We start from the raw sequence: 20,866 nt of genomic DNA on the forward strand, positions 1-20,866 counted from the left end.
CTGATCCAGCGCGGCCCGTTTTTCGTTTAAAATCGCCTGGCGACCTCGCCAGATCTCTTCCGCTTTCTCAACCGACACCGCTTCAAAACGCACAGCATCGCCCGGCTTCAACTGGCCCAGGCGCGCCAGATCGGCCCGAATCACGGTGGCGATTTTCGGGTATCCGCCGGTGGTCTGCCGATCGTTCATTGCCACGATCGGCAAGCCGTCGCCAGGAATCTGGATGCTGCCATGGGCAATGGCATCGGAAATAATATTGAAACCCCGGGTGTGGTTAAGTGGCTCGCCATGCAGGCGATACCCCATACGGTCACACTGGGGGGATAACGTATAAGTCTGGGACTGAAAACGTGCGCGCGCTGCATCATCAAAATAACTGTCCTGAGGCCCCCAGATCACCCGTACCGGGCGTTTCTCCATCTGTGGAAAAATACGGTCGGTGCGGAGGCCTGGACGTACCTGCCTTGTCGGGACCGCCAGCGGTAACCGGTCATTTTTCTGTATCGGACGTCCGTCAAAGCCACCCAGCTTTGCCCTGACAAGCGTAGCGACGCTGCCCAGTTGTGGCTGCACCGCAAACCCCCCGGCGACGGCAAGATAACCGCGCGCCCCAGAGCGCAGGCGCTGTATGACCAGAACATCTCCCGGCAGCATTTGCTGGGACTGATAAGTCGGGCAGGGCGTATCGTTCAACGTCGCTACCGCATCGCCGGTAATGGCGAAGATGCAGGGTTCATCACCGCACAGCTTTAGCCTCGGCCCGGTTAGCGTAAATTCGATGGCGCCGGTGTTGGCGGCGTTGCCCACCAGCGCATTGGCGAGGGCAAAGCTTAATTCATCCATCACCCCCGAAGGTGGCACGCCACGATCCTCATAACCGACGCGCCCGCTGTCCTGCAAGGTTGACATGACGCCTGGCGATAGCACCTCGAAATCATTCATGGCAGCAGGCTCCATTCAGGCTGGTAGTGTTGATCGGCGAGTAACGTCCCTGATAATCGTGTTCGCTGACGGGGATAAAACGCACTTCCTCGCCCGCGTTAAATAAAAAAGGCTGCTCACGCTGTGGATCGAAACTTTTTACCGGCGTTCGTGCCAGCAAATGCCAGCCGCTGGGCGCAGCGACGGAGCCGATAGCCGACTGAACCCCGCCGATACTTATGCTGCCGCCGGGCACTTCCTGGCGCGGTGACGTCCGTCGTGCGAGGTGTAAACGCGGATCGAGTCCACCCAGATAAGCAAAACCCGGCATAAAACCAATCATATAGATGCGATAGGGCTGGGCACTGTGGATCTCAATCAATTCGGCGGGTGTCAGGCCCAGGGTGGTCGCTGAGCTTGCCAGATCGATGCCGTAGTCACCGCCGTAACAAGCCGGTATCAGCCAGCACTTACGCGGCGGCGTGTGCAGCACGTCCGTGTTGAGCAGCAGCTCTACAGCCTGGATCAGTTCCCTCTGGCGGATGACGACCGAGTCATAAGTCACCGTTAGCGATCGGTAGGTCGGAATACAACCGGTGACGCCCGCTATGTTTTGTTGCCTGATGGCTGCCGCTAACGACGTCACGCGCTGATTCACCTGCGCGTCAATCACTTCACCAAAATCGATATTGACCGCCTGATCGGCGATGGCCTGAATCGCCCAGCTCAGCGGCATGACGTCTTCATTCACGTTTGCGTCCTGACATACATTTTCGTTATTTGCATCATGGAATACTTTTGGCATACCATAGAAATGTTGTCAATAAACGCTGTCAGATTAAATACTTATTGCCTGAATAAACAGATGAATAATCAGTAGCCTGGAGTGAATTTTGATGTTGATTGACCTGAACTGTGACATGGGAGAGAGCTTTGGCGTCTGGAAGATGGGAGCGGATGAGGAGATGCTCTCGATCGTGACTTCCGCCAATATCGCCTGCGGATTTCACGCAGGTGACCCGGATGTGATGTGCACAACGTTACAACATGCAAGGGAAAAAAACGTCGCAGTGGGTGCCCACCCTGGCTTCCTCGATCTGGCCGGTTTTGGCCGCAGGCCGATCTACGGCTTCACGCCACAGCAGATCCGCAACATGGTGATCTACCAGATCGGCGCGCTGAAGGCGCTGGCGGAAAGTCAGGGCTTTTCCCTGCAACACGTCAAAACCCATGGGGCATTCGGCAATATGGCGGCGGAAAACAGCGAATGGGCGAAGGCGGTGGCGGAAGCTATTTATCAGGTGGATAAGGATCTGATTATGGTGGTGATGCCCGGGATGTGCACCGAGGCGGCCGCCGTGCAGCAGGGGCTGAGGGTCATAAGAGAAATTTATGTCGATCGCGCTTACGCTGCAAACGGCAATCTGCTTTCGCGCCAGCTACCCGGCGCGGTGCTGCACGATCCACAACTCGCCAGCGAACGCATCCTGCGCATGATCGATCAATCCGCCATTACCACGGTAAACGGCAGCACCCTTCCGGTGGAGATCGACTCGCTCTGCGTACACGGCGACTCGCCCGGCGCGGTAGACATGGCCCGCGCCGTTCGCAGCCTGCTGGAAGGACGGGGCATCCGGTTTGCCCCGATGGCGCAGGTGCTGGCCGCGAAAGGCTGAAGTACCGCGAATTACTGACGCCGCGTTGACCAGACTACCGGATTGATCAGCGAATGTGGCGGCTGATTATTCAGTACCGTCACCACCCCCTGTGCCGCTGCCAGCGCCATATTGCGCATTGCGCTATCCGAAGAGGCGGCGGTATGCGGGGTGAGAATAAGATTCGGTGCACTCATCAGCGGAGAATCAGATGCCAGTGGTTCCTGTTCGAAGACGTCCAGACCCGCACCCGCCAGCTCGCCCTGGTGTAGCGCCTCGGCCAGCGCGCTTTCATCGATCAGCGAACCCCGGCTGGTGTTGATCAGGCAGGCACTGCGTTTCATCAGCGCCAGACGCTGGCGATCCATCAGGTGATAAGTATCGGCGGTGGCAGGGGCATGCAGGGAGACAAAATCACTTTCACGCAGCAGAGTGGTTAAATCATCAGCCTTACTGCATCCCGCCTGGGCGATCACCTCCGCTGGCTGGCTGGTGTGAACCAGCACCTTCATGCCCAGCGCCACGGCCATACGGGCCAGAATTTGCCCGATAGCGCCATAACCGACAATGCCCAGCGTCAGGCCATAAATCTCCTGAAAACCGCCCGTGTATTTTATCGCCATGTACTGCTGCTGGTGGATGGCACGATCACAAACGGTCAGGCGTTTCGCCAGATCAAACAGCAGGGCGAGGGCGTGTTCTGCCACCGAGCGGCTGTTCATGCCTGGCGTATTCAGTACCACGATGCCGTTTTCGGTGGCGGCGTCGAGATCAATGCCATCCGTTCCAACACCGTGCACCGCAATGACTCTCAGGTGCGGAAATTGCTCCATCATCGTGCGCGTGAATTTTCCGCTACGAAAAATGGCCGCCACGATCTGCTGACGCTGCTGCGGATCTTCGGGGGAATCTTCGCTGGAAACGGCCAGGCCATTTTCTTCCAGGTAATTGATTCCTGATGAGTTTATCGGGTGCGGTGCCCAGCATATCTGTTTCATTGAGTTTCCCTGATGGTGTTTAACATTATTGGCATTCTCTTTGCATTTCTTTGGAATGCCAAGAAAAAACATTCTGGTTAAGTATCGAATAATGCACAGGAGTCCCCGTATGAGCGAGGCCATTAAGCCTTTACTGAAAATCCGCGAGCTGAACAAGAGTTTTGGCGATCTTCACGTGCTGAAGAACGTGGCGCTTGAGGTCCATCAGGGCGAGGTCGTTTCGATCATCGGCGCCAGTGGCTCAGGCAAAAGCACCTTTTTGCGCTGTCTGAACGTGATGGAAATGCCGCAGAGCGGCTTTATGGATTTCGGCGAGTTTTCGTTTGATTTTCGCGATGGCGCCCGCGCCCAGCCCGACCAGCAGCAACTGCAATTGCTGCGCCAGCAGATTGGCATGGTGTTCCAGAACTATCACCTGTGGCCACATATGACGGTGCTGGAAAACGTCATTGAGGCGCCGATGCGGGTGAAAAAAATGACGCGCAGTGCAGCGGTAAAAATTGCCGAGGAGTTACTGAACCGCGTGGGCATGTTTGAAAAAAGATTTCAGTATCCGGCGCGTCTGTCCGGTGGACAGCAGCAACGCGTCGCCATTGCGCGTGCGCTGGCGATGAAACCCAAAATGATGCTGTTTGATGAAGCAACGTCCGCACTTGACCCCGAGCTGGTGGGTGAGGTGCTGGCCCTGATTGCCATGCTGGCCGAAGAGGGTATGACCATGCTGCTGGTCACCCATGAAATCGCCTTTGCGCGGGAAGTCTCGTCACGCGTGCTGTTCTTCGATCAGGGCGTGATGGCAGTTGACGGTCCCCCGGAAAAAGTGCTGGCCGAGCCGGAAAGTCCGCGCCTGCGCCAGTTCCTCAGCCGCATTTTACACGACGATATTAAAGCCATTAAAGGAAACGCCGCATGATGCTGCTTTATCAGGATCTTCAGGATTATGGCAGCGGCTTTCTGACTGCCGCGATTATCGTGCTGGGTATTACCGTGCTGACCATTGTCCTGAGCTGGGTATTTGGTTTGCTGGCCGCACTGGCAAAGCGATCACACATCGTCGCACTGAGAAAAATTGCTGAATTTTATATCTGGTTTATTCGCGGCACGCCGGCGCTGATTCAGGTGTTTATCATCTATTTCGGCCTGCCGCAGTTTGGCCTCAGCTTCTCGCCTTTTTTTGCTGGTGTTATTGCACTGGCGCTCAACGGTGGCGCTTATGTCGCTGAAATCATTCGCACCGGGCTGAATGCCATTCCGAAAAGCCAGATCGAGACCTCTTACGCGCTGGGTATGTCCAAAAGTGACGTGATGCGCCGCATTATTCTGCCGCAGGTGTTCCGCATCATTCTGCCATCGCTGACCAATGAGGCCATCTCGGCGCTGAAAAACACTTCGCTGCTCTCGACGATTACCGTGATGGACGTGACCTTATATGCGCAGACCATTATCTCCAGCACCTTCCGTCCTTTTGAATTTTACATCGCAGCATCCGTGATTTACCTGGTGATGACCACCCTGCTGACGCGACTGACTGGCTGGCTGGAACGTCGCCAGGAGAGATACGTTTAATCTGCCTTGTTTTGCTACCACACCATCATCTTAATGGGAGTTTTTGCATGAAATTGAAGTCATTTATTTGCGGTCTTTTGCTCACTTCACTGCTGAGTTCGACTGCCGCCTTTGCGGAAGGGGATAAAAAGCTGGAGCTGCTGACACCGGGCGAACTGCGCGTTGCCACCGAGGGCACGGCACCGCCATACAGCATGCGCGGCCCGGGCGGCCAAATCTCTGGTCTGGAAATCGCGGTGATGACCGAAGTCGCTAAGCGTCTGCACCTGAAACTGGTGCCAGTGGTCACCAAGTGGGACTCGATTCTGATCGGCTTACAGGCCAACAAGTTTGATATGAGCATGGCCGCCATTGATATCACCCCGGAACGCCAGAAATCCGTGGTATTTGCCGATGCATGGATAGAATCCGGCGGGCGAATCCTCGCTCCGAAAGACACCAGCATCAAAACGCCGGACGATCTTAAAGGTAAGAAAATCGGCGCGCAGGTGTCATCCACCTATGCCCGCCTGGCCGAGGAACACGGTGCTCAGCTGAAAAACTACAGCGACATCACCTCTGCGGTGCAGGATATGATCAATGGTAATCTCGACGGCGTGATTAACGATTCCATCGGCAACGCCTACCTGATCGAGCATAACCACCTGCCGTTCGTGCAGGTGCCCGGCTACCTGAGCCAGGTGCAGAAAGGCTTCACTTTCGCCAAAGGCAAACCCAACCTGGTGGCGGCGGTGAACAAAGCACTGGCTGATATGAAAAGTGACGGGACCTTTGCCCGCCTGACGACAGCGATTGTCGGTCTCGATCCTGCCCCGAAGAATCCGGTACTGACACTGCCGCAATAATCCTCGACCGGCCCTGAGCGCATCCGGAATGCGCCAGGGCTTCTCTGTGAAGATAAAAACTCATATCATCGCCGTTAACGGTAATCGAGCGGCCACGACAATGGCGGGGAAGGGAATATTATGCGGGTGATCAATCATGGCGCTGGCTGACCAGTTATTAAAAGAGGCGGATGACGGCGAGCAGAATTTAAGCCAGAAAGCCTATGAAACCATCCTGAATAAAATCATCAGCCGTGAATTTGCGGTCAACACCGTGTTGCAGGAACGACGTCTGGCAGAGATGCTGGATATCTCCCGCACACCGGTGCGTAATGCGCTGAACCGGCTGGAAAATGAAGGGTTTATCGCACGTAACGGCGGCAGAACGCCGGTCGTTAAAGAGTTTTCGATTCAGGAATTAATTGAAACCCTGCATATCCGGCGTGTGCTGGAGGCCGAGGCGACACGTCTGGCGACAGGTAAAATTCCGCTGAGCGAGCTGGACGCGATTCAGACGCTGGTCGAAGGGCTGCTGATCAAGAAAGTGCCGGATACGGAAGAGGACTGGGCTGCGGATTCGCGCATTCATGAGACTATCGCTTTTTACAGCGGTAACAAAACCATGGCTGATTACATCAAAACTCTGCGCCTGAAAACGCATATGTTTAATTTAAGCGAAGTGCCGGAACGCTTTGAAGCTGGCCATCGCGAGCACCTGCAAATTATTCAGGCACTGCGCGACAACCAGCCAGATCTGGCACAAAGTTTGGTTGCCGCGCATATCGATAACGTCCGTCAGGGCATTATCAAACGTCTGAGTCAGTTCTGATCCCTGAACATCATCGTGAACAGAGTTTGATTCAGTACCCGGACGGCAAGCGCAAAATCTGAGAACTCCATTGCCTCATCAGGATTGTGGCTGCCGTTCTGGTTACGGACAAACAACATCGCGCCGGGTACACCGCAGTTCACGAACTGCGCACAATCGTGGCCCGCACCGCTCGGCATCACTTGCGTGTTGATCGCCAGATCATCTGCCGCATTCTGCAACGCCACTACCAGCCCCGGATCCATCAGGGCTGGGGTACTGCGACTCTGCTCACCGAAATCAAACCGCACACCGTGACGCTGCGAAATTGCTGCGGCCGTCTGTTGCAGATGCGCATCGATGGTTTGCAGCGTCTGCGCATTACGCGAGCGAAAATCAATTGAGAAATCAACCAGCCCGCTGACCTTACTCATATCGGCATCGACGGCATCGGTAAAGAAGCGGCCAAAGGTGACGGTAAGTTCGTGTCCGGCTTTCTCCAGCTCATGCCAGTAACGGTGCATCTCGCTCACCAGCTCTGCGGCGGCGATGACGGCATCCTGACGGCACCACGAAGGGCAGGCACCGGAATGTGCGTATTGTCCGTATGCCCGGGCAAAACGGTAGCGCAAGCTGCCGCAAATGCCGCTGACGATCCCGACCGGGATCTCCGCGCTTTCCAGGACCGGCCCCTGTTCAATATGGATTTCCAGGAAAGCTCGCAACTGTGCTGGCTCAAACAGCGGTGGCTCCTCCACCACCTTATCGGGATTGCCGCCACAGTTGATCATGTGCTGCGCGATGGAGATTTGGTTGTCCCGGCGCAGGATCGCCAGATCGGCACGGGTCAGTTGTCCCAGCACCGTCTTGCTTCCCAGATAGGAGATAGGAAACCATGCGCTTTCCTCAGCGCGAATCGCAATCAGCATCAGATCGCAGGGTGGCACAAGGCCTGCGGCTTTCCAGCCCGCCAGAATCGCCAGACCGGCCAGCACGCCAGCCGCGCCATCGTAGTTACCCCCGGCTGGTACTGAGTCGAGGTGCGAACCGACCACCACTTTCGGCGCATGGCGGTCCGCGCCGGGCAGGATGATATAAAGGTTGACCGCCGCATCGGTCATCACTTCAAAGCCCAGCTTGCGGGCAAGCTGGCTGACCAGATCATGAGCGCGCTGCTCGCCGGGGCCGTAGGCATCGCGGGTGATGCCTTTGCCGTCAAAACCCATTTCACGCAGCTGGGCAAACAACGTTTCGGCCAGCACCAGATCCGGCTCTGGCAGGGTAGCAGGCATCATTTCAATGTCTCCATCGCGGCGACGATCGCCTTACAGGCCGCAGTGACATCTTCACTGGCGATGCTGAAGGCCAGTCTGAAATGACCCGACATGCCAAAGGCACTACCAGGTACCACTGCCACGCTGGCGTGCTCGATCAGGAAGCGGGCGATATCGAGGTCATCCGCCAGGACACTGCCATCGGCCAGGGTTTTCCCCAGAGCTGGCTGACAATCGACAAACAGATAAAATGCACCCTGCGGCTTTTGCAGATGCAGCAGGGAAGAGGCGGCCAGAATCTCACATGCCTCGTCGCGGCGTTTGACCAGGATGTCACGCCAGCCGGTCAGAAACGAGGAATCGCCCATCAGCGCAGTGGCGGCGGCAGCCTGGCTAACGGAACTCGGGTTCGAGGTGCTTTGCGCCTGGATCTTCTCCATCGCTTTGACCAACCATTCCGGACCCGCCGCGTATCCCAGACGCCAGCCGGTCATCGCGTAGCCTTTAGATACGCCGTTTAGCGTCAGGGTGCGATCTTTCAGCTCCGGTGCCGCCGTGGCAAAGGAAATAAACGGCACATCGTAGGTGAGCGGTTCATAGATATCGTCAGACAGCACCAGCACGCGCGGATAGTCCTTCAGTACGTCAGCCAGTGCCTGCAATTCCTCACGCGAGTAAATCGCCCCGGTCGGATTACCTGGCGAGTTAATCAGCAGCCATTTGGTTTGCGCTGTGAGGGCTGCGCGGAGCTGGTCCGGGGTAATTTTGTACCCGCTATCAACCGTGGTGGTGACAGTAACCGGCGTGCCGTCGGCCAGCCTGACCATATCCGGGTAGGATACCCAGTAGGGGGCCGGGATGATCACTTCGTCGCTCTCATCGACGGTTGCCTGCAAGGCGTTGAACAGCAGTTGCTTGGCACCGGTGCCAGCAACGATTTCGCTCAGTTCATAGGAGAGCTGGTTTTCGCGCTGGAATTTTTGCTGAATCGCCTGAGTGAGTGCGGTGGTGCCCCCGACGTTGGTATAACGGGTCTGACCCTCAAGGATGCCCTTAATTGCCCCCAGCTTGATGTATTCCGGTGTATCAAAATCCAGCTCACCGGCACCCATATTGATAATTTTCTTACCCTGCGCCTGCAATTCGCGGGCGCGCTGCGCGATTTTTACCGTCATTGACAGCCCAATGCGCGAGACGCGTTTCGCCAGTCGGCTGTCGATATTTTGCTGAGACATCCTTAACCCTTACGTAATGTGATCATATCTGCGCGCGACGGCGCAATTTCTTTGGCATACCAAAGAAATGCAATAATAATGCCAATGTAATTCAGGATGATGCGTGTGCAACGGCAGGCGTACTAAGTTCCACCCGATTATTTAGCAAACACACGGTCCCAGTCAGAAAATCCTTTGATTTCAATCGGGTTGCCTGACGGATCCTGCATAAATATGATCGCCTGCTCACCCGGTTCACCGACGAAGCGTTTTTGTGGTGGCAGGATGAATTCTACGCCAGCCTGTTGCAGTCGGGCGGCCAGCGGTTCCCATTCCGTCATCTCCAGCACCAGCCCCAGATGGGGCATCGGCACCATGTGATCGCCCACCTTACCGGTGTTGGTAACCGCGAAGGGTTCACCGAGATGCAGGGAAATTTGGTGACCAAAAAAGTCGAAGTCGACCCAGGTGTCAGTGCTGCGTCCCTCGGTGCAACCCAGTAACTCACCGTAAAAACGGCGGCTTTCATCAAGATCGGTGACGTGATAGGCAAGGTGAAATGCAGATTTCATGTTCTGTCTCCATTTAAAGATTGAGGCAGAATCTCAAATCACGTACAAAAGCGTTAGCATGTTTTTATGCATTCAATCGTAAGGAATAGCTTTGGACAGTAAATACCTTGCCAGCCTGATTGCCGCCATTGAATGCGGTTCCATCGCCGAAGCGGCCCGTCGTCAGGGGATTACCGCCGCAGCGGTGAGTCAGCGTATTCAGGTACTGGAGCGGGAACTGGACACACCGTTGCTTAACCGGGTAGGGCACACCGCCAGACCTACCGATGCCGCGATGGCGATGCTGACCCGCGCCCGGCGCATCGTGCGCGAAGTGGAACTACTGAGTAGCGATGCTCATGCCAATGCACTGAGCGGGACGCTGAAGATTGGTGCCATCTCAACGGCGCTGACCGGGATTCTGCCCAGCGCCTTGCTGACGCTGCATCGGCAGGCACCGGATGTCAGGCTGCAGATCATTCCCGGCACGTCCACTACGCTGTACGATGCGCTGGCTCGTGAGGCTATCGATGCGGCGATTATGGTCCAGCCGCCGTTTGAAATCCCGAAACGCTACCGCTGGCAACCGCTGCATCACGAAGAACTGATGCTGCTGTCCAGCGCACCGCTGGAGCAGGATGTTGCCCACGCCCTCAGCACGCTGCCTTATATCAGTTATGACCCTAACTCCTGGGGGGGGCGGCTGGCGCAGCAGTATCTGAATGACCACGACCTGCATCCCCGCCTGTTGCTGGAGCTGGATGGCATCGAAGCAATTTCTCTGCTGGTAAAAGAAAAGATGGGAGTGAGCCTGCTGCCCCGCTGGCCGGGCCTCGCCGCGATTTCGCAGCACCTGGTGCAGACCTCGGTGGGCGGCGGTTACGATCGCAAAATTATTCTGCTGGTGCGTCCGGAGTCGATAAACGAGCAACTCCTTAATCTGCTCATTTCTGCCTTAAGTTCCGCCCAATGATCGTTCATCACGCCCGATGGTTGCGCATCGGGTGCCTGCAAAGGGTGCATGCCACATTGCAGGGCATCGCATCCCGATACCCATTTTACAGACTATTTAATATTCATCAGTTGTTGCTGCAATTGTCTAAGTTGATTTTCTTTGCTACTGCGCGATGACCGGTCTCTGGCTGCGCCAATTTCATTTCTCAGGCTATTGATGCGCATTTGTATCTGTAACCTTCTTGCGTTGTTATTTTGCTGAGTATTCACATTGGAGATTATCGAATTTTTCACCGCCAGTGAGTTATTCTGCAATCGGGTGGCTAAGTTGTTGGTGTTGTTTGTAACAGCTGCATGGGTTGTCCAGGCAAGTAAACTGCATATTCCCCATAGTGAAGTCTTAATAATGGCTTTTGGCTTAGGTTGCCTTTTCATGCTTTCCTCGCTGACGTTATTATTTGGTGGATTAACAAAGTTCAGGTGAATAGTGTTCACGCCTCCACCTTGCCGGTGGTTCCTGAAAATATTTCGTAAAAGACCGGGTAAACGATTGCTGGCTATCAAAACCATATTTAAGTGCAATCTCAAGAATCGATCCATGAGAGGACGCGAGTTCGGATGCGGCCAGAATGACTCTCCTTTTACGAATATATTCTCCCAGCGTTTGTTGCGTTTCTCTTTTAAAGAGTCGTTGCAGGTGCCATTTTGAATAGCCTGCCTTGGTGGCAACGGCAGAAATGACCAGCGGGAGATGGATATTACGGTCAATCCAGACCATCAACTCATTCACTGTATCTTTATGAATGACCATGTGATTCCTCCAGTTCATTGCAGCGCGCCGTGGGGGCGCGCTGTTAAAAAGACCAGCGATTCAGGGCTTTTTCGTGATGGCGCTGGATATTTTGTTAACCCAGGTCATGACGAAGATAAAAAAGGCCGGAACAAAGAAAACAGCCAGCAATGTACCGCTGATCATGCCGCCAAATACCCCGGTCCCTATTGCATGTTGCGTGGTGGCGCTCGCTCCGACAGCCAGCATTAAAGGCACAACACCTAATGTGAAGGCTAATGACGTCATTAAAATCGGACGCAAACGCATTTTAGCCGCGCGAATCGTTGATTTAATCAGGTTGCCTTCTTCCTCATAAATCTGTTTGGCAAATTCAATAATAAGGATGGCGTTTTTAGCTGAAAGACCAATGATAGTGATCATCCCGACTTTAAAGAAAACATCATTCGGCATATCACGAATAACCACCGCAATAACCGCGCCGAGTAATCCAAGTGGCACGACAAGCATGACTGATAACGGAATAGCCCAGCTTTCATAAAGCGCGGCCAGTACCAGAAATACCACAAGCATGGAAAGCAACATCAGCATAGGAGCCTGAGAGGCGGATTGTTGTTCCTGCAGCGATTGACCGGTCCATTCAACAGCAAATCCAGCGGGTAGCTCAGCCGCAATATTTTCCATTTCAGCCATCGCGGCACCGGTTGAATATCCCGGCCCGGCATTCCCGGCGATACGAAAGGCGGGATAGCCCTGATAACGGACCATCTGTAAGGGGGACGTTTTCCACTCGCCACGCACCACTTCCGACAACGGAACCATGCCGCCGGACTTATTACGCACGTACAGTGACAGCACATCTTTCAGCTGCATGCGATAAGGAGCATCAGCCTGAATAATCACCTGCTGGATACGCCCCTGATTGGGGAAATCGTTAATGTAGGATGACCCCATCGCACCGGATAGTGTCTGGCTGATATCACTGAATGCTATACCCAGCGTTTCCGCTTTCTGGCGATCAATACTGAGATCGATGCTTGTCCCATCAGGCAGGCCATCGACATACACGTCAGTCACGACTTTACTTTGTGCTGCCTTGATTAACAGCTGGTTGACGGCCTCAGATAGCGCCTGATATCCATGGCCACTGCGGTCTTCAAGACGCAGAGTAAAGCCGGTGGAATTGCCTAATTCCGCGATCGGAGGCGGCAGGAGACTCATTACCGTTGCATCCGGTACAGCGGACATCACTGCCTGTAAATGGTCTGCCTCTCCCTGTGCGGTTGCACCGTCTCTTTCTCCCCAGTCTTTGAGGGTGGTAAACGCCAGCGCCGAGTTAGCACCAGAACCAGAAAAGCTGAATCCAAGTACTGACAGGTTACGTTGAATACCCGGACGCTCAGCGACAGCATTTTCCAGCTTCTTCACCACCTTTCCGGTTCTTTCTAATGTGGCATCAGAAGGCAGCTGGATCGACGTCATGAAATATCCCTGGTCTTCCGAAGGCAGAAAGGACGAGGGAAGTCTGGTGAAGGCATAAAACAACACGCCACAGAGCGCACCGTAAATCAGCATCATCCTGCCGGTTCTTTTCAGCAGACGGGTTAAGCGGGATTCGAAGCGGTCTGACATGCGATCAAAGCTACGGTTAAACCAGCTGAAGAAACGCCCTTTTTGATGAGATTCCTGCGTCACCGGTTTTAACAAGGTAGCGCACAGTGCCGGGGTAAGGCTCAATGCTAAAAATGCGGAGAAAAGAATGGAGACGGCCATCGAAAGGGTGAACTGGCGATAGATAATACCGACCGACCCGCTGGCTAATCCCATGGGAATAAATACCGCAGTTAATACCAGCGTGATCCCGACCACCGCACCGGTAATCTCACGCATTGCTTTTTCCGTAGCCTGCCGGGGTGAAAGACCCTCTTCAGACATCAGGCGTTCTACGTTTTCGACCACGACGATAGCGTCATCAACAATGATCCCTATCGCCAATACCATACCGAACATCGTCAGTACGTTTATCGAGAAGCCGCATAACATCATCACGGTGAAGGTGCCCAGCAGCGCGACGGGGGCCACGATAGCAGGAATAAAGGTATATCGGATGTTCTGTAAGAACAGGAACATGACGATAAACACCAGCGCCATTGCCTCGATAAAGGAATGGATGACTTTCTCGATGGAAATTTTAACGAAGGGCGAGGTATCAAACGGAACGGTGAATTTCATCCCGTCAGGCAAGGCTTTCGCCATTTCAGTCAGACGGTCCTGCACGGCCTGGGATGTTTGTATCGCATTAGCACCTGGTGACAGCTGGATCGCCACCGCCGTCGAAGACTGACCATCCTCACGTACCGCAAAAGAATAGGTCTGTAAGCCGAGGTCTACCCTGGCGACATCACCCAGCGTGACAGTCGAACCGTCAACATTAGCTTTGAGTACGATATGGCGAAATTCGTCAGGTGTGCCAAGCTGACCGCGTACGGTAAGCGGGTAACCGGTTTGCTGTCCACGGATGGTGGGAGCATCACCAATCCGGCCTGGCGCTATTTGCACGTTTTGCTGGCTGATGGCGGCGCTGATGTCACTAATGGTCAGACGATAGGCAATGAGTTTTGCCGGATCAACCCATATGCGCATGGCTTTCTCAGCACCAAACGCCTGCACCTTGCCGACACCCGCAACGCGGCGTAATTCTTCGGTCACGTTACGCGCGAAGTAATCACTGAGGTCAGCCTCCGAGAAGTTTCCACCCGGTGATGTCAGCCCGACCATCATCAAAAAGTTAGATGATGCCGCTTCAACCGTCAGGCCATTTTGTCTGACAGTCTGCGGTAAACGTGATTCAACGGTTTTAATTTGGTTCTGGACATCGACCTGCGCCAGTTTGATGTTTGTACCTGGCTTGAAAGTGACGGTGATGGTCGCCATCCCTGACGTATCGCTTGATGACTCGAAATAAAGCAGGTCATCAACACCTGATAATTCTCGCTCAATAAGCGAGATAACCGATTCATTCATCGTCTGAGGTGTAGCCCCAGGGTAATTCACCGTTATTGATACACTCGGTGGTGCAACCGAGGGATACTGTGCAATGGGCAATTGAGGTATGGTGATAAGACCAAATAACACAATAAACAGCGCAATGACCCACGCAAATACCGGGCGGTTTATAAAAAACTGTGGCATCAGAATTCCTGTATAATAACTAAATAAAATCTGGCATCAAACGCCGTTTTTATCGCTCAAAGATTCCACTGGGATACCATCCTGTAATTTCTCCTTTCCTTCGATGATCAATTTATCTCCAGCCTTTAAGCCATTTAATACAATTCTTTTATCGTTGAACTGATCACCAATTTCTATCTGCTTTCTCTCGGCTTTATTTTCGGCTGTTTCAAGCCAGACATAGGTATTGTCCTGCGCATGCTGAATAGCTTTTTCCGGAATAGCGATGCCATTATTTTCCAGCAAGCGGCTAATTTTGACGCGTACAAACATACCGGGCATCAGCTCCCCCTGCGGGTTTTCAGCTTCTGCGCGTAACACCACATCACCCGTTTCGTTATTCACGTTGATGCCTGAGAAAAGTAATCGCGGCCTGACGTTGTAAGGATGATTATTCTCATCCAACAGCGATACCGAAACTTGTGATTCGCGTTGGTTATGCGTCAGTAAACCTCGTAATTCAGCGGCAGGAAGACGGGCATCGATATATACGCTTCGCGTTTGCTGGATGGTGGCCATGGCCTGGGTATCGGAGGCGCTGACTAACGCTCCCTCGGTTACAAATTCCTGATCGATACGACCATCAATCGGCGCCCGCACCGTTGAATAAGCTAATTCCAGTTTTCTCCGTTCGAGCGTGGCTCGTGCCTGCGCGACGTCTGCTGCGGCACCGGCACTATTGGCGCTGGCATCATCATAATCCTGATGGCTCACTGCGCCTGTTTTTTGCAACAGTTTCAGCCGTTCTGCCCGCGACCTAAGTTGCCGGTAAGTGGCTTCGGCCTTAACCAGCGCTGCATTAGCCATTTGAACATCCGTTTCAAAAGGTGCGGGATCGATTTGAAAAAGTGGCTGCCCGGTTTTGACGTCTGAACCCTGAGAAAACAGGCGGGATACCACAATCCCTCCCACCTGCGGTCTGATCTGCGCGGTTTTAATGGCGCTGATACGACCAGGCCAGGTGCGCACCAGCGAAACCTCTGCGGGCTGGAGCGTGGTGACGGCAACCTGCACAGGTTGCGGCGGGGTGCCTGACGCGGTTTCTTCCTGTTTGCAGCCCGCTGTCGTTAAAATGACGGCTGCAACGATTAATGCCAGTCCCTTTGTCTTCATAAAGTTTCAACCCGGTGAGTAATGTGATAGCGCAAAACGGGGAGGGTACACAGTGTTTATTGAGGAAGGGTGCAGGTATTATGTAGATTGTGTGGAGATGAAAAATAAAAATATTATTCTTAACAGCGACGGCCTGATGCAATAAGGTATTAGAATGAATATGACGCCTTTAATCCTGTTAGCCGAAGATGATGCGGAAATCGCCGACATTGTTATCGCCTATTTAAAACAAAGTGGTTTTGAAACGTTGCACGCTGCTAACGGTAAGCAGGCATTGGACTTATACGATAAGACGCAACCGGCTTTAGTCATTCTGGATATTCGCATGCCATTGATGGACGGCTGGCAGGTGCTTACCGAACTCCGCCGTCGTGGCGATACACCTGTTCTGATGCTGACAGCGAATGATGACAATACGGATAAATTATCGGCATTGCGCATCGGTGCAGACGACTATGTTGTCAAACCCTTTAATCCGGCAGAGGTCGTTGCCCGAACCCAGGCAATATTAAGGCGCACGGGGAATTCTCAGGTGAAAAATAAACCCAGAGTCACCGTTCATAACCAAATTGAATTTTATCATGACGAGCACCGAATTATTCTGCGTCATTCCGGTGAGGATATCGCTTCTCGTCTTACTTCAACTGAATTCAGAATACTTGAACGCCTGGCCGAAGCGCCGCGAAAAGTTTTTAGTCGGCTGGAGATTCTTGAGTCCTGCCTGCCCCAGGGTGAAACGCTGGAAAGAACCGTTGATAGCCACATCAGTAAACTGAGAAAAAAATTAGAGGATGCCGGAGTGCCGGGCATCCCCGAAAGTGTACGCGGCTTCGGCTATCGGCTGGGGGATTAACATGAAAGGCTCAGGGTTAAGTCGACATCTCATTATTTTAATGATCCAGCTCGTCTGTTCTTCATTGCTCATCACCTTCATTACCTACTATGCGTGGGTCGGCCTCGCGGTGATGGTATTTGGCGAACAAGCAAAACAATTCGAGTATGTCGCCACCACCTCGGACTGGGTGCAACTTGGCGTATCTGCCGGGCTTTCTATCATCGTGGCCGTCATCACCGCAGTCAGGTTTGCAAAAAAGATTCTCCATCCACTGCAATCCCTGGCCGATAGCGCACGACGCATCGCCGGTGGTGAACTCAGTGCCAGAGCCGATGCCGGGGATCGCAGACTCTCGGAAACCGCTGCCCTGGTCGATGATTTCAACATCATGGCTGAAAAACTTGAGGTGGCTTCTGGTGAAATCGTGACGTGGAATGCCGCCATCGCACATGAGCTCAGAACGCCAGTCACCATTTTGCGCGGCAGACTTCAGGGGCTGGCCGATGGCATCTTTCCGCCGGAGCAGGCGTTATTTAAAAATCTCGTGCGGCAGACGGAAGGACTGGCAAGGCTGATCGAAGATCTGCGTACCTTAAGTCTGGCCGCCAGCGAACACTTTTCCTTACGCGCCGAGAAGGTGGACATTGCACAGGAGCTCATTAGCGTCGTCGAGCTGGTCAAGCCCGCCATGAGTGAAAAACATCTCTCTGTGATTACGAAAGTGGATTCAGTTGACCTCAGGTGTGATGCAGCACGCGTCCGGCAAATGATCCTTGCGCTGCTGGATAATGCCCGTCGCTACGCAGTGCCTGGGGTGATTTTGCTGGCATGTCAGCAACATGCTGAAGGGGTGATCATCAGTGTTGAAGACGAGGGGCCAGGTATTCCCGAGGACAAGATCGGCTCTATTTTTGATGCTTTTAGTCGGCTGGAGCATTCCCGTTCGCGTGACAGTGGTGGGACAGGCTTGGGTCTGGCTGTCGTGAAAGCCATCGCTCTTGCCCATCACGGATATGTTAAATATGAGCGCAGTGAACTAGGCGGAGCAGGCTTTAAAGTTTTTCTTCCTTTTGACAAAATCCCCTAATAACAGCACGAAAATGTTAATTTTATACCCATCTCGCGCGAAAACGTTAATGATGGGTCTGCCCGGAAGAAGGGTATCGGGTCCAGCGGTGCGACTCTTTTCAGTTCACCACTTTTACCAGCGCCTCAGACTTGCTGAGCAGATACGGGCGCAGATAACCCACCGTATTCGAGAGCAATAACACATCCTGATGCAGCTCGATATTGAGTACATTCTCAACATATTGCCGCCGCGCCTGCATACGCTGCCAGACCTCCGGCCAGGCTTCTGCAATCTCCGCCTGTAGCTGGGCATCCGCCAGCGCAACGGTGTCTTCAATGCTGCATCCACCATAGCCCTTGACGGAAGGAATAATATCGATCTGCAACAGCATGCCGCTGCCCAGCACCGCTTTGGAGCCACTGCTGACCGGTGAACATAGCCATTCTTCATCCGCCACCAGGTGGCCGGGATTGAGATGCCAGTGCCAGCGGTCCTTTGGCAGCACATGCTCAACAATCTGGTACAACTCGCCTCCCGTCAGGCCGCATCGGAGACTTTCAAGCCAGGTGACGACGGCGTGGTAATAAGGCTGGGCCACGCGCGGCAGATAATCCGCCACTTCGGCGGGTAATTCGTCTGCTGCGGCGACAACGTAGGCTGCGCGGCTGCTTAATCCGCCTTTGTAACCTACCGTCAGTGAAAACTTATCACCCAGGGCGATGACTTTATCGCGTGGATAAAGCGTGGCGTGGGTAAAACGATCGCCGGTGGCCGCAATGGAGATCACGCTCGATGGCTGTCCCGAGGCGGCCAGCAACTGCCCAATCGACTTTTCACTTTTACCAACCTCAATGGCATCGAGTGCGTTGAGCAGGCAGGTGGACGCCAGATTGGCACCGTATTCGTAGAATGCCACTTCAGCTGCGCTGTTATGGATACGGACGCCCGTTTCCGGCGAGATAAACAGTCCGGTGGCGTTAATCACGTTATGTTTACCGCCGCATGCCTGAAAAACAGCATCCGCGACAAATGCCGGGACATCGAACAGTTGCTTTGATGCGTCTGGGCCGGTAAACAACTTCCAGCCTGCGATACCGGTACGTGACGACGCAGTGATACCACAGCTTTCCAGCAGCTTGTGTAGCGGTTGATCGCCATCCATCGGCTGATTCGGCAGAGAAAAAATGGGGGCGTGCAGGCAGCTCCCTGCGTTACGTGCGAACGGCACCAGTTTGAGGTTTTCATTGCCCATGACCCAGGTAAGTGTTCCTGCCGCACTGATAACCAGTAAGGCTTCCTCAAAGCGGGGAATAAATCCGGAGAGATATTCAAAGTTGCCGCCATGTTCTTTGTCGGCATAGATGACCAGAAACTCAAGCCTCTGTGCATCCATCGCCGAGAGAACGTTCGCGAAGCGTTGATGCATCACTTCATCCGGGATCACCGGCGTTGTTACATCCAGGAAGGTGGGAGGAGCCGGTTTCTTCATGAGCCTGTATGGGTATTGCTGCGTCATTTACCGTCTCCTCTGAGTCTGATGTGTTAACGAGGAACGAACAGGTCTCCCCGTAGCGTGTAAGAACCCAGCATGTCCTGGGTCTTTTTCGTCAGCCAGCTCACAATTCGGGTTGCCAGCGCATCCATTGAATATTCAATCGCCGGTATGGTGGGCAGGCCTGGCAAATGAACAGAACCGGCCAGGCTAAACACCATGATGTCGCCCGGCACCGATTTATTAAATGCCTGTAGCTGCGTCATCACCTGCTGTGCTTCCTGATCGTTTGCCACTAACAGGGCATTAAAATTCAGGGTGCTGGCATTGTTGAGCAGCACCTGTAGCGCCACCGATGAAGAGGGCGAGTCCATCAGCACCAGATTACGATTATAGGGTAGGAGATTATTTTCCAGCGCCAGTTTATAACCGAATAACACCTGTTCCCCTGCATTTCCGGCATCAGGATAGATCAAGGCAATCTGCCGCTTCCCCTGGCTAATCAGGTAATTACAGGCGGTTTCGGCGGCGAAGGCGTGATCAAACTGGAGGCTATTTGGCCATGCGGTTTCGGCACAATCCACCAGGATGACATTATCGTCCTGAATATCGAGGGGAAAGCGGGCACCAATGATCAGCACATCATCACACAGCCCGCAGGTCAGCTCATCAAGTGCATTCATCACATCGGTTTTGCTGCTGGCAAAGCGCAACAGCAAATGTTTTTGATGCTGGCTCAGTTGTTTTTCCAGCGCGTAGAGGTAGCCAGTGGTCTGATTGATGTTTTCCTGCGCGCAGATAACACCAATGCAACCGGTGGACTGGCTGAACAACGATTGAGCAATGACGTTAGGCCGATATTTCAGCTCGTCCACCGCTTTTAGCACCGCCAGGCGGCTGGCTTCCTTCACTCCGCGTGAACCACTCAACACCCGAGATACTGTGGCTTTTGATACCCCAGCTAAGCGCGATACATCGTTGATCGTAGACATCTTTCTCCCCGGACACTCTGAACAAACTTTCGCCAGCGGCAGTATAGCGATTTCGATTCTGGATGGAAACCGGATTTCCATTTCAGCATAAAACACATCCATATTGCCGGTATTTTGTGATGGGAATCTAATAAAAAAACCATCAAAGAATAATAAATTGACCGCTATCACATTTCGCTGGTGCCTCGATGGAAACCGGTTTCCGTATGGTATCCAATCATAACCACATTGAGGCATATCACTGAAGGATGGATAACGATGGTCAGGATTATGTTGTGTTGTTCAGCGGGGATGTCCACCAGCATGCTGGTGCGCAAAATGCAGGATGTGGCGCAGGAAAGGGGATTGGCTGTCGATATCGCCGCCTATGGGGTGACCGAATTTGACGAGCAATTTTCGCGTTATCAGGTGGTTTTGCTGGGACCACAGGTGAAATACATGCTGAAAACGCTGGCGGATAAAGCAGCCAGCGCAGGGATCCCCGTCCAGCCAATCGAGATGATGGACTACGGTATGCAACGTGGTGACAAAGTGCTGGATTACGCGCTGTCGCTTATTGAGGCAGCTCACTAAAAAGGT

At 53.6% G+C, this 20,866-nt stretch carries 21 protein-coding genes; 9 read left to right on the plus strand and 12 right to left on the minus strand.

Annotated features, from left to right (window positions below; all coding sequences use genetic code 11):
* Together PW844_RS02610 and pxpB are read right to left on the minus strand one after the other, a co-directional pair.
* Positions 1-942: biotin-dependent carboxyltransferase family protein (locus tag PW844_RS02610; RefSeq protein ID WP_299446827.1), on the minus strand; the 942-nt coding region annotated here is incomplete at its 3' end.
* Complete coding sequence (gene pxpB, locus PW844_RS02615) at positions 935-1,672, minus strand: 5-oxoprolinase subunit PxpB (RefSeq protein WP_299446829.1); 738 nt, start codon at positions 1,670-1,672, stop codon at positions 935-937. The genes PW844_RS02610 and pxpB, both read right to left, overlap by 8 nt.
* A gap of 145 nt (positions 1,673-1,817) precedes the next feature.
* Here pxpB and PW844_RS02620 point away from each other — a divergent pair, with 145 nt between their 5' ends.
* A complete protein-coding gene (locus PW844_RS02620) occupies positions 1,818-2,597 on the plus strand; it encodes a LamB/YcsF family protein (RefSeq protein ID WP_299446832.1) in 780 nt (259 codons plus the stop codon).
* 11 nt (positions 2,598-2,608) lie between these two features.
* Here PW844_RS02620 and PW844_RS02625 read toward each other — a convergent pair whose 3' ends face one another.
* Positions 2,609-3,574, minus strand: a complete 966-nt coding sequence (locus tag PW844_RS02625) for a hydroxyacid dehydrogenase (RefSeq protein WP_299446835.1) — start codon at positions 3,572-3,574, stop codon at positions 2,609-2,611.
* Between the two features lie 109 nt (positions 3,575-3,683).
* On the opposite strand from PW844_RS02625, the gene PW844_RS02630 reads away from it, so the two are divergent.
* The 4 genes from PW844_RS02630 to PW844_RS02645 all read left to right on the plus strand — a co-directional run bounded on the left by PW844_RS02630 (position 3,684) and on the right by PW844_RS02645 (position 6,793).
* On the plus strand, positions 3,684-4,487 hold the full coding sequence (locus PW844_RS02630) for an amino acid ABC transporter ATP-binding protein (RefSeq protein WP_299446838.1): 804 nt from the start codon (positions 3,684-3,686) through the stop codon (positions 4,485-4,487).
* Positions 4,484-5,140: an amino acid ABC transporter permease gene (locus PW844_RS02635; protein ID WP_299446841.1), complete on the plus strand. Its 657-nt coding sequence runs from the start codon at positions 4,484-4,486 to the stop codon at positions 5,138-5,140. The genes PW844_RS02630 and PW844_RS02635 overlap by 4 nt, the downstream gene beginning before the upstream one ends.
* A gap of 47 nt (positions 5,141-5,187) precedes the next feature.
* A complete protein-coding gene (locus PW844_RS02640; RefSeq protein WP_084879075.1) occupies positions 5,188-5,985 on the plus strand; it encodes a transporter substrate-binding domain-containing protein in 798 nt (265 codons plus the stop codon).
* Positions 5,986-6,121: 136 nt separating this feature from the next.
* Entirely contained in the window at positions 6,122-6,793 is a 672-nt protein-coding gene (locus tag PW844_RS02645; RefSeq protein WP_084879076.1) for a GntR family transcriptional regulator, read from the plus strand.
* Here PW844_RS02645 and PW844_RS02650 read toward each other — a convergent pair.
* From PW844_RS02650 to PW844_RS02660, 3 genes are all read right to left on the minus strand, one after another.
* Positions 6,784-8,067 carry a Zn-dependent hydrolase gene (locus PW844_RS02650; RefSeq protein WP_299446850.1) on the minus strand — a complete coding sequence of 428 codons (1,284 nt, stop codon included), beginning with the start codon at positions 8,065-8,067 and terminating at the stop codon, positions 6,784-6,786. The two genes, PW844_RS02645 and PW844_RS02650, sit on opposite strands and share 10 nt — an antisense overlap.
* Positions 8,064-9,281, minus strand: a complete 1,218-nt coding sequence (locus PW844_RS02655) for a pyridoxal phosphate-dependent aminotransferase (protein ID WP_299446853.1) — start codon at positions 9,279-9,281, stop codon at positions 8,064-8,066. The genes PW844_RS02650 and PW844_RS02655 overlap by 4 nt, the downstream gene beginning before the upstream one ends.
* Before the next feature lie 137 nt (positions 9,282-9,418).
* Positions 9,419-9,832: a VOC family protein gene (locus PW844_RS02660; protein ID WP_299446856.1), complete on the minus strand. Its 414-nt coding sequence runs from the start codon at positions 9,830-9,832 to the stop codon at positions 9,419-9,421.
* Positions 9,833-9,923: 91 nt separating this feature from the next.
* Here PW844_RS02660 and PW844_RS02665 point away from each other — a divergent pair, with 91 nt between their 5' ends.
* The gene (locus PW844_RS02665) at positions 9,924-10,784 is read left to right on the plus strand and encodes a LysR family transcriptional regulator (RefSeq protein ID WP_299446859.1); all 861 of its coding nucleotides are present in this window, start codon (positions 9,924-9,926) and stop codon (positions 10,782-10,784) included.
* Between the two features lie 92 nt (positions 10,785-10,876).
* Here the strand turns inward: PW844_RS02665 and PW844_RS02670 are convergent, their stop codons facing one another.
* From PW844_RS02670 to PW844_RS02685, 4 genes are read right to left on the minus strand one after another with little or no spacing between them, the layout of a single operon-like run.
* Positions 10,877-11,260 (minus strand): hypothetical protein, encoded by a 384-nt coding sequence (locus PW844_RS02670; protein ID WP_299446862.1) that lies wholly within the window; start codon positions 11,258-11,260, stop codon positions 10,877-10,879.
* Positions 11,232-11,576: a helix-turn-helix domain-containing protein gene (locus PW844_RS02675; protein WP_299446864.1), complete on the minus strand. Its 345-nt coding sequence runs from the start codon at positions 11,574-11,576 to the stop codon at positions 11,232-11,234. The genes PW844_RS02670 and PW844_RS02675 overlap by 29 nt, the downstream gene beginning before the upstream one ends.
* Positions 11,577-11,636: 60 nt before the next feature.
* A complete protein-coding gene (locus tag PW844_RS02680) occupies positions 11,637-14,747 on the minus strand; it encodes an efflux RND transporter permease subunit (RefSeq protein ID WP_299446867.1) in 3,111 nt (1,036 codons plus the stop codon).
* A gap of 36 nt (positions 14,748-14,783) precedes the next feature.
* Positions 14,784-15,800, minus strand: coding sequence for an efflux RND transporter periplasmic adaptor subunit (locus PW844_RS02685; protein WP_299446870.1), 1,017 nt, complete (start codon positions 15,798-15,800; stop codon positions 14,784-14,786).
* A 253-nt stretch (positions 15,801-16,053) separates the two neighbouring features.
* Between PW844_RS02685 and PW844_RS02690 the strand changes: the two genes are divergently transcribed.
* Together PW844_RS02690 and PW844_RS02695 are read left to right on the plus strand one after the other, a co-directional pair.
* On the plus strand, positions 16,054-16,752 hold the full coding sequence (locus PW844_RS02690; RefSeq protein WP_299446873.1) for a response regulator: 699 nt from the start codon (positions 16,054-16,056) through the stop codon (positions 16,750-16,752).
* Between the two features lies 1 nt (position 16,753).
* Positions 16,754-17,821 carry an ATP-binding protein gene (locus PW844_RS02695; protein ID WP_299446876.1) on the plus strand — a complete coding sequence of 356 codons (1,068 nt, stop codon included), beginning with the start codon at positions 16,754-16,756 and terminating at the stop codon, positions 17,819-17,821.
* Positions 17,822-17,921: 100 nt separating this feature from the next.
* Here PW844_RS02695 and PW844_RS02700 read toward each other — a convergent pair whose 3' ends face one another.
* Positions 17,922-19,319, minus strand: a complete 1,398-nt coding sequence (locus PW844_RS02700; RefSeq protein ID WP_299446878.1) for a M24 family metallopeptidase — start codon at positions 19,317-19,319, stop codon at positions 17,922-17,924.
* A gap of 26 nt (positions 19,320-19,345) precedes the next feature.
* Complete coding sequence (locus PW844_RS02705) at positions 19,346-20,287, minus strand: LacI family DNA-binding transcriptional regulator (RefSeq protein ID WP_299446881.1); 942 nt, start codon at positions 20,285-20,287, stop codon at positions 19,346-19,348.
* A gap of 258 nt (positions 20,288-20,545) precedes the next feature.
* Between PW844_RS02705 and PW844_RS02710 the strand changes: the two genes are divergently transcribed.
* The gene (locus PW844_RS02710; RefSeq protein WP_299446884.1) at positions 20,546-20,860 is read left to right on the plus strand and encodes a PTS sugar transporter subunit IIB; all 315 of its coding nucleotides are present in this window, start codon (positions 20,546-20,548) and stop codon (positions 20,858-20,860) included.
* Positions 20,861-20,866 lie beyond the last annotated feature (6 nt).

Origin of the sequence: Pantoea sp. (genome assembly GCF_028283705.1) — a bacterium.
In the GTDB taxonomy this organism is placed as follows: domain Bacteria; phylum Pseudomonadota; class Gammaproteobacteria; order Enterobacterales; family Enterobacteriaceae; genus Pantoea.

What these genes read in the sequence shown, in the direction of transcription:
- PW844_RS02620 (WP_299446832.1), top strand. Translation starts at nt 1,818, where the DNA reads ATGTTGATTGACCTGAACTGTGACATGGGAGAGAGCTTTGGCGTCTGG.
- PW844_RS02625 (WP_299446835.1), bottom strand. Translation starts at nt 3,574, where the DNA reads ATGAAACAGATATGCTGGGCACCGCACCCGATAAACTCATCAGGAATC.
- PW844_RS02630 (WP_299446838.1), top strand. Translation starts at nt 3,684, where the DNA reads ATGAGCGAGGCCATTAAGCCTTTACTGAAAATCCGCGAGCTGAACAAG.
- PW844_RS02635 (WP_299446841.1), top strand. Translation starts at nt 4,484, where the DNA reads ATGATGCTGCTTTATCAGGATCTTCAGGATTATGGCAGCGGCTTTCTG.
- PW844_RS02640 (WP_084879075.1), top strand. Translation starts at nt 5,188, where the DNA reads ATGAAATTGAAGTCATTTATTTGCGGTCTTTTGCTCACTTCACTGCTG.
- PW844_RS02645 (WP_084879076.1), top strand. Translation starts at nt 6,122, where the DNA reads ATGGCGCTGGCTGACCAGTTATTAAAAGAGGCGGATGACGGCGAGCAG.
- PW844_RS02650 (WP_299446850.1), bottom strand. Translation starts at nt 8,067, where the DNA reads ATGATGCCTGCTACCCTGCCAGAGCCGGATCTGGTGCTGGCCGAAACG.
- PW844_RS02655 (WP_299446853.1), bottom strand. Translation starts at nt 9,281, where the DNA reads ATGTCTCAGCAAAATATCGACAGCCGACTGGCGAAACGCGTCTCGCGC.
- PW844_RS02660 (WP_299446856.1), bottom strand. Translation starts at nt 9,832, where the DNA reads ATGAAATCTGCATTTCACCTTGCCTATCACGTCACCGATCTTGATGAA.
- PW844_RS02675 (WP_299446864.1), bottom strand. Translation starts at nt 11,576, where the DNA reads ATGGTCATTCATAAAGATACAGTGAATGAGTTGATGGTCTGGATTGAC.
- PW844_RS02680 (WP_299446867.1), bottom strand. Translation starts at nt 14,747, where the DNA reads ATGCCACAGTTTTTTATAAACCGCCCGGTATTTGCGTGGGTCATTGCG.
- PW844_RS02690 (WP_299446873.1), top strand. Translation starts at nt 16,054, where the DNA reads ATGAATATGACGCCTTTAATCCTGTTAGCCGAAGATGATGCGGAAATC.
- PW844_RS02695 (WP_299446876.1), top strand. Translation starts at nt 16,754, where the DNA reads ATGAAAGGCTCAGGGTTAAGTCGACATCTCATTATTTTAATGATCCAG.
- PW844_RS02700 (WP_299446878.1), bottom strand. Translation starts at nt 19,319, where the DNA reads ATGACGCAGCAATACCCATACAGGCTCATGAAGAAACCGGCTCCTCCC.
- PW844_RS02705 (WP_299446881.1), bottom strand. Translation starts at nt 20,287, where the DNA reads ATGTCTACGATCAACGATGTATCGCGCTTAGCTGGGGTATCAAAAGCC.
- PW844_RS02710 (WP_299446884.1), top strand. Translation starts at nt 20,546, where the DNA reads ATGGTCAGGATTATGTTGTGTTGTTCAGCGGGGATGTCCACCAGCATG.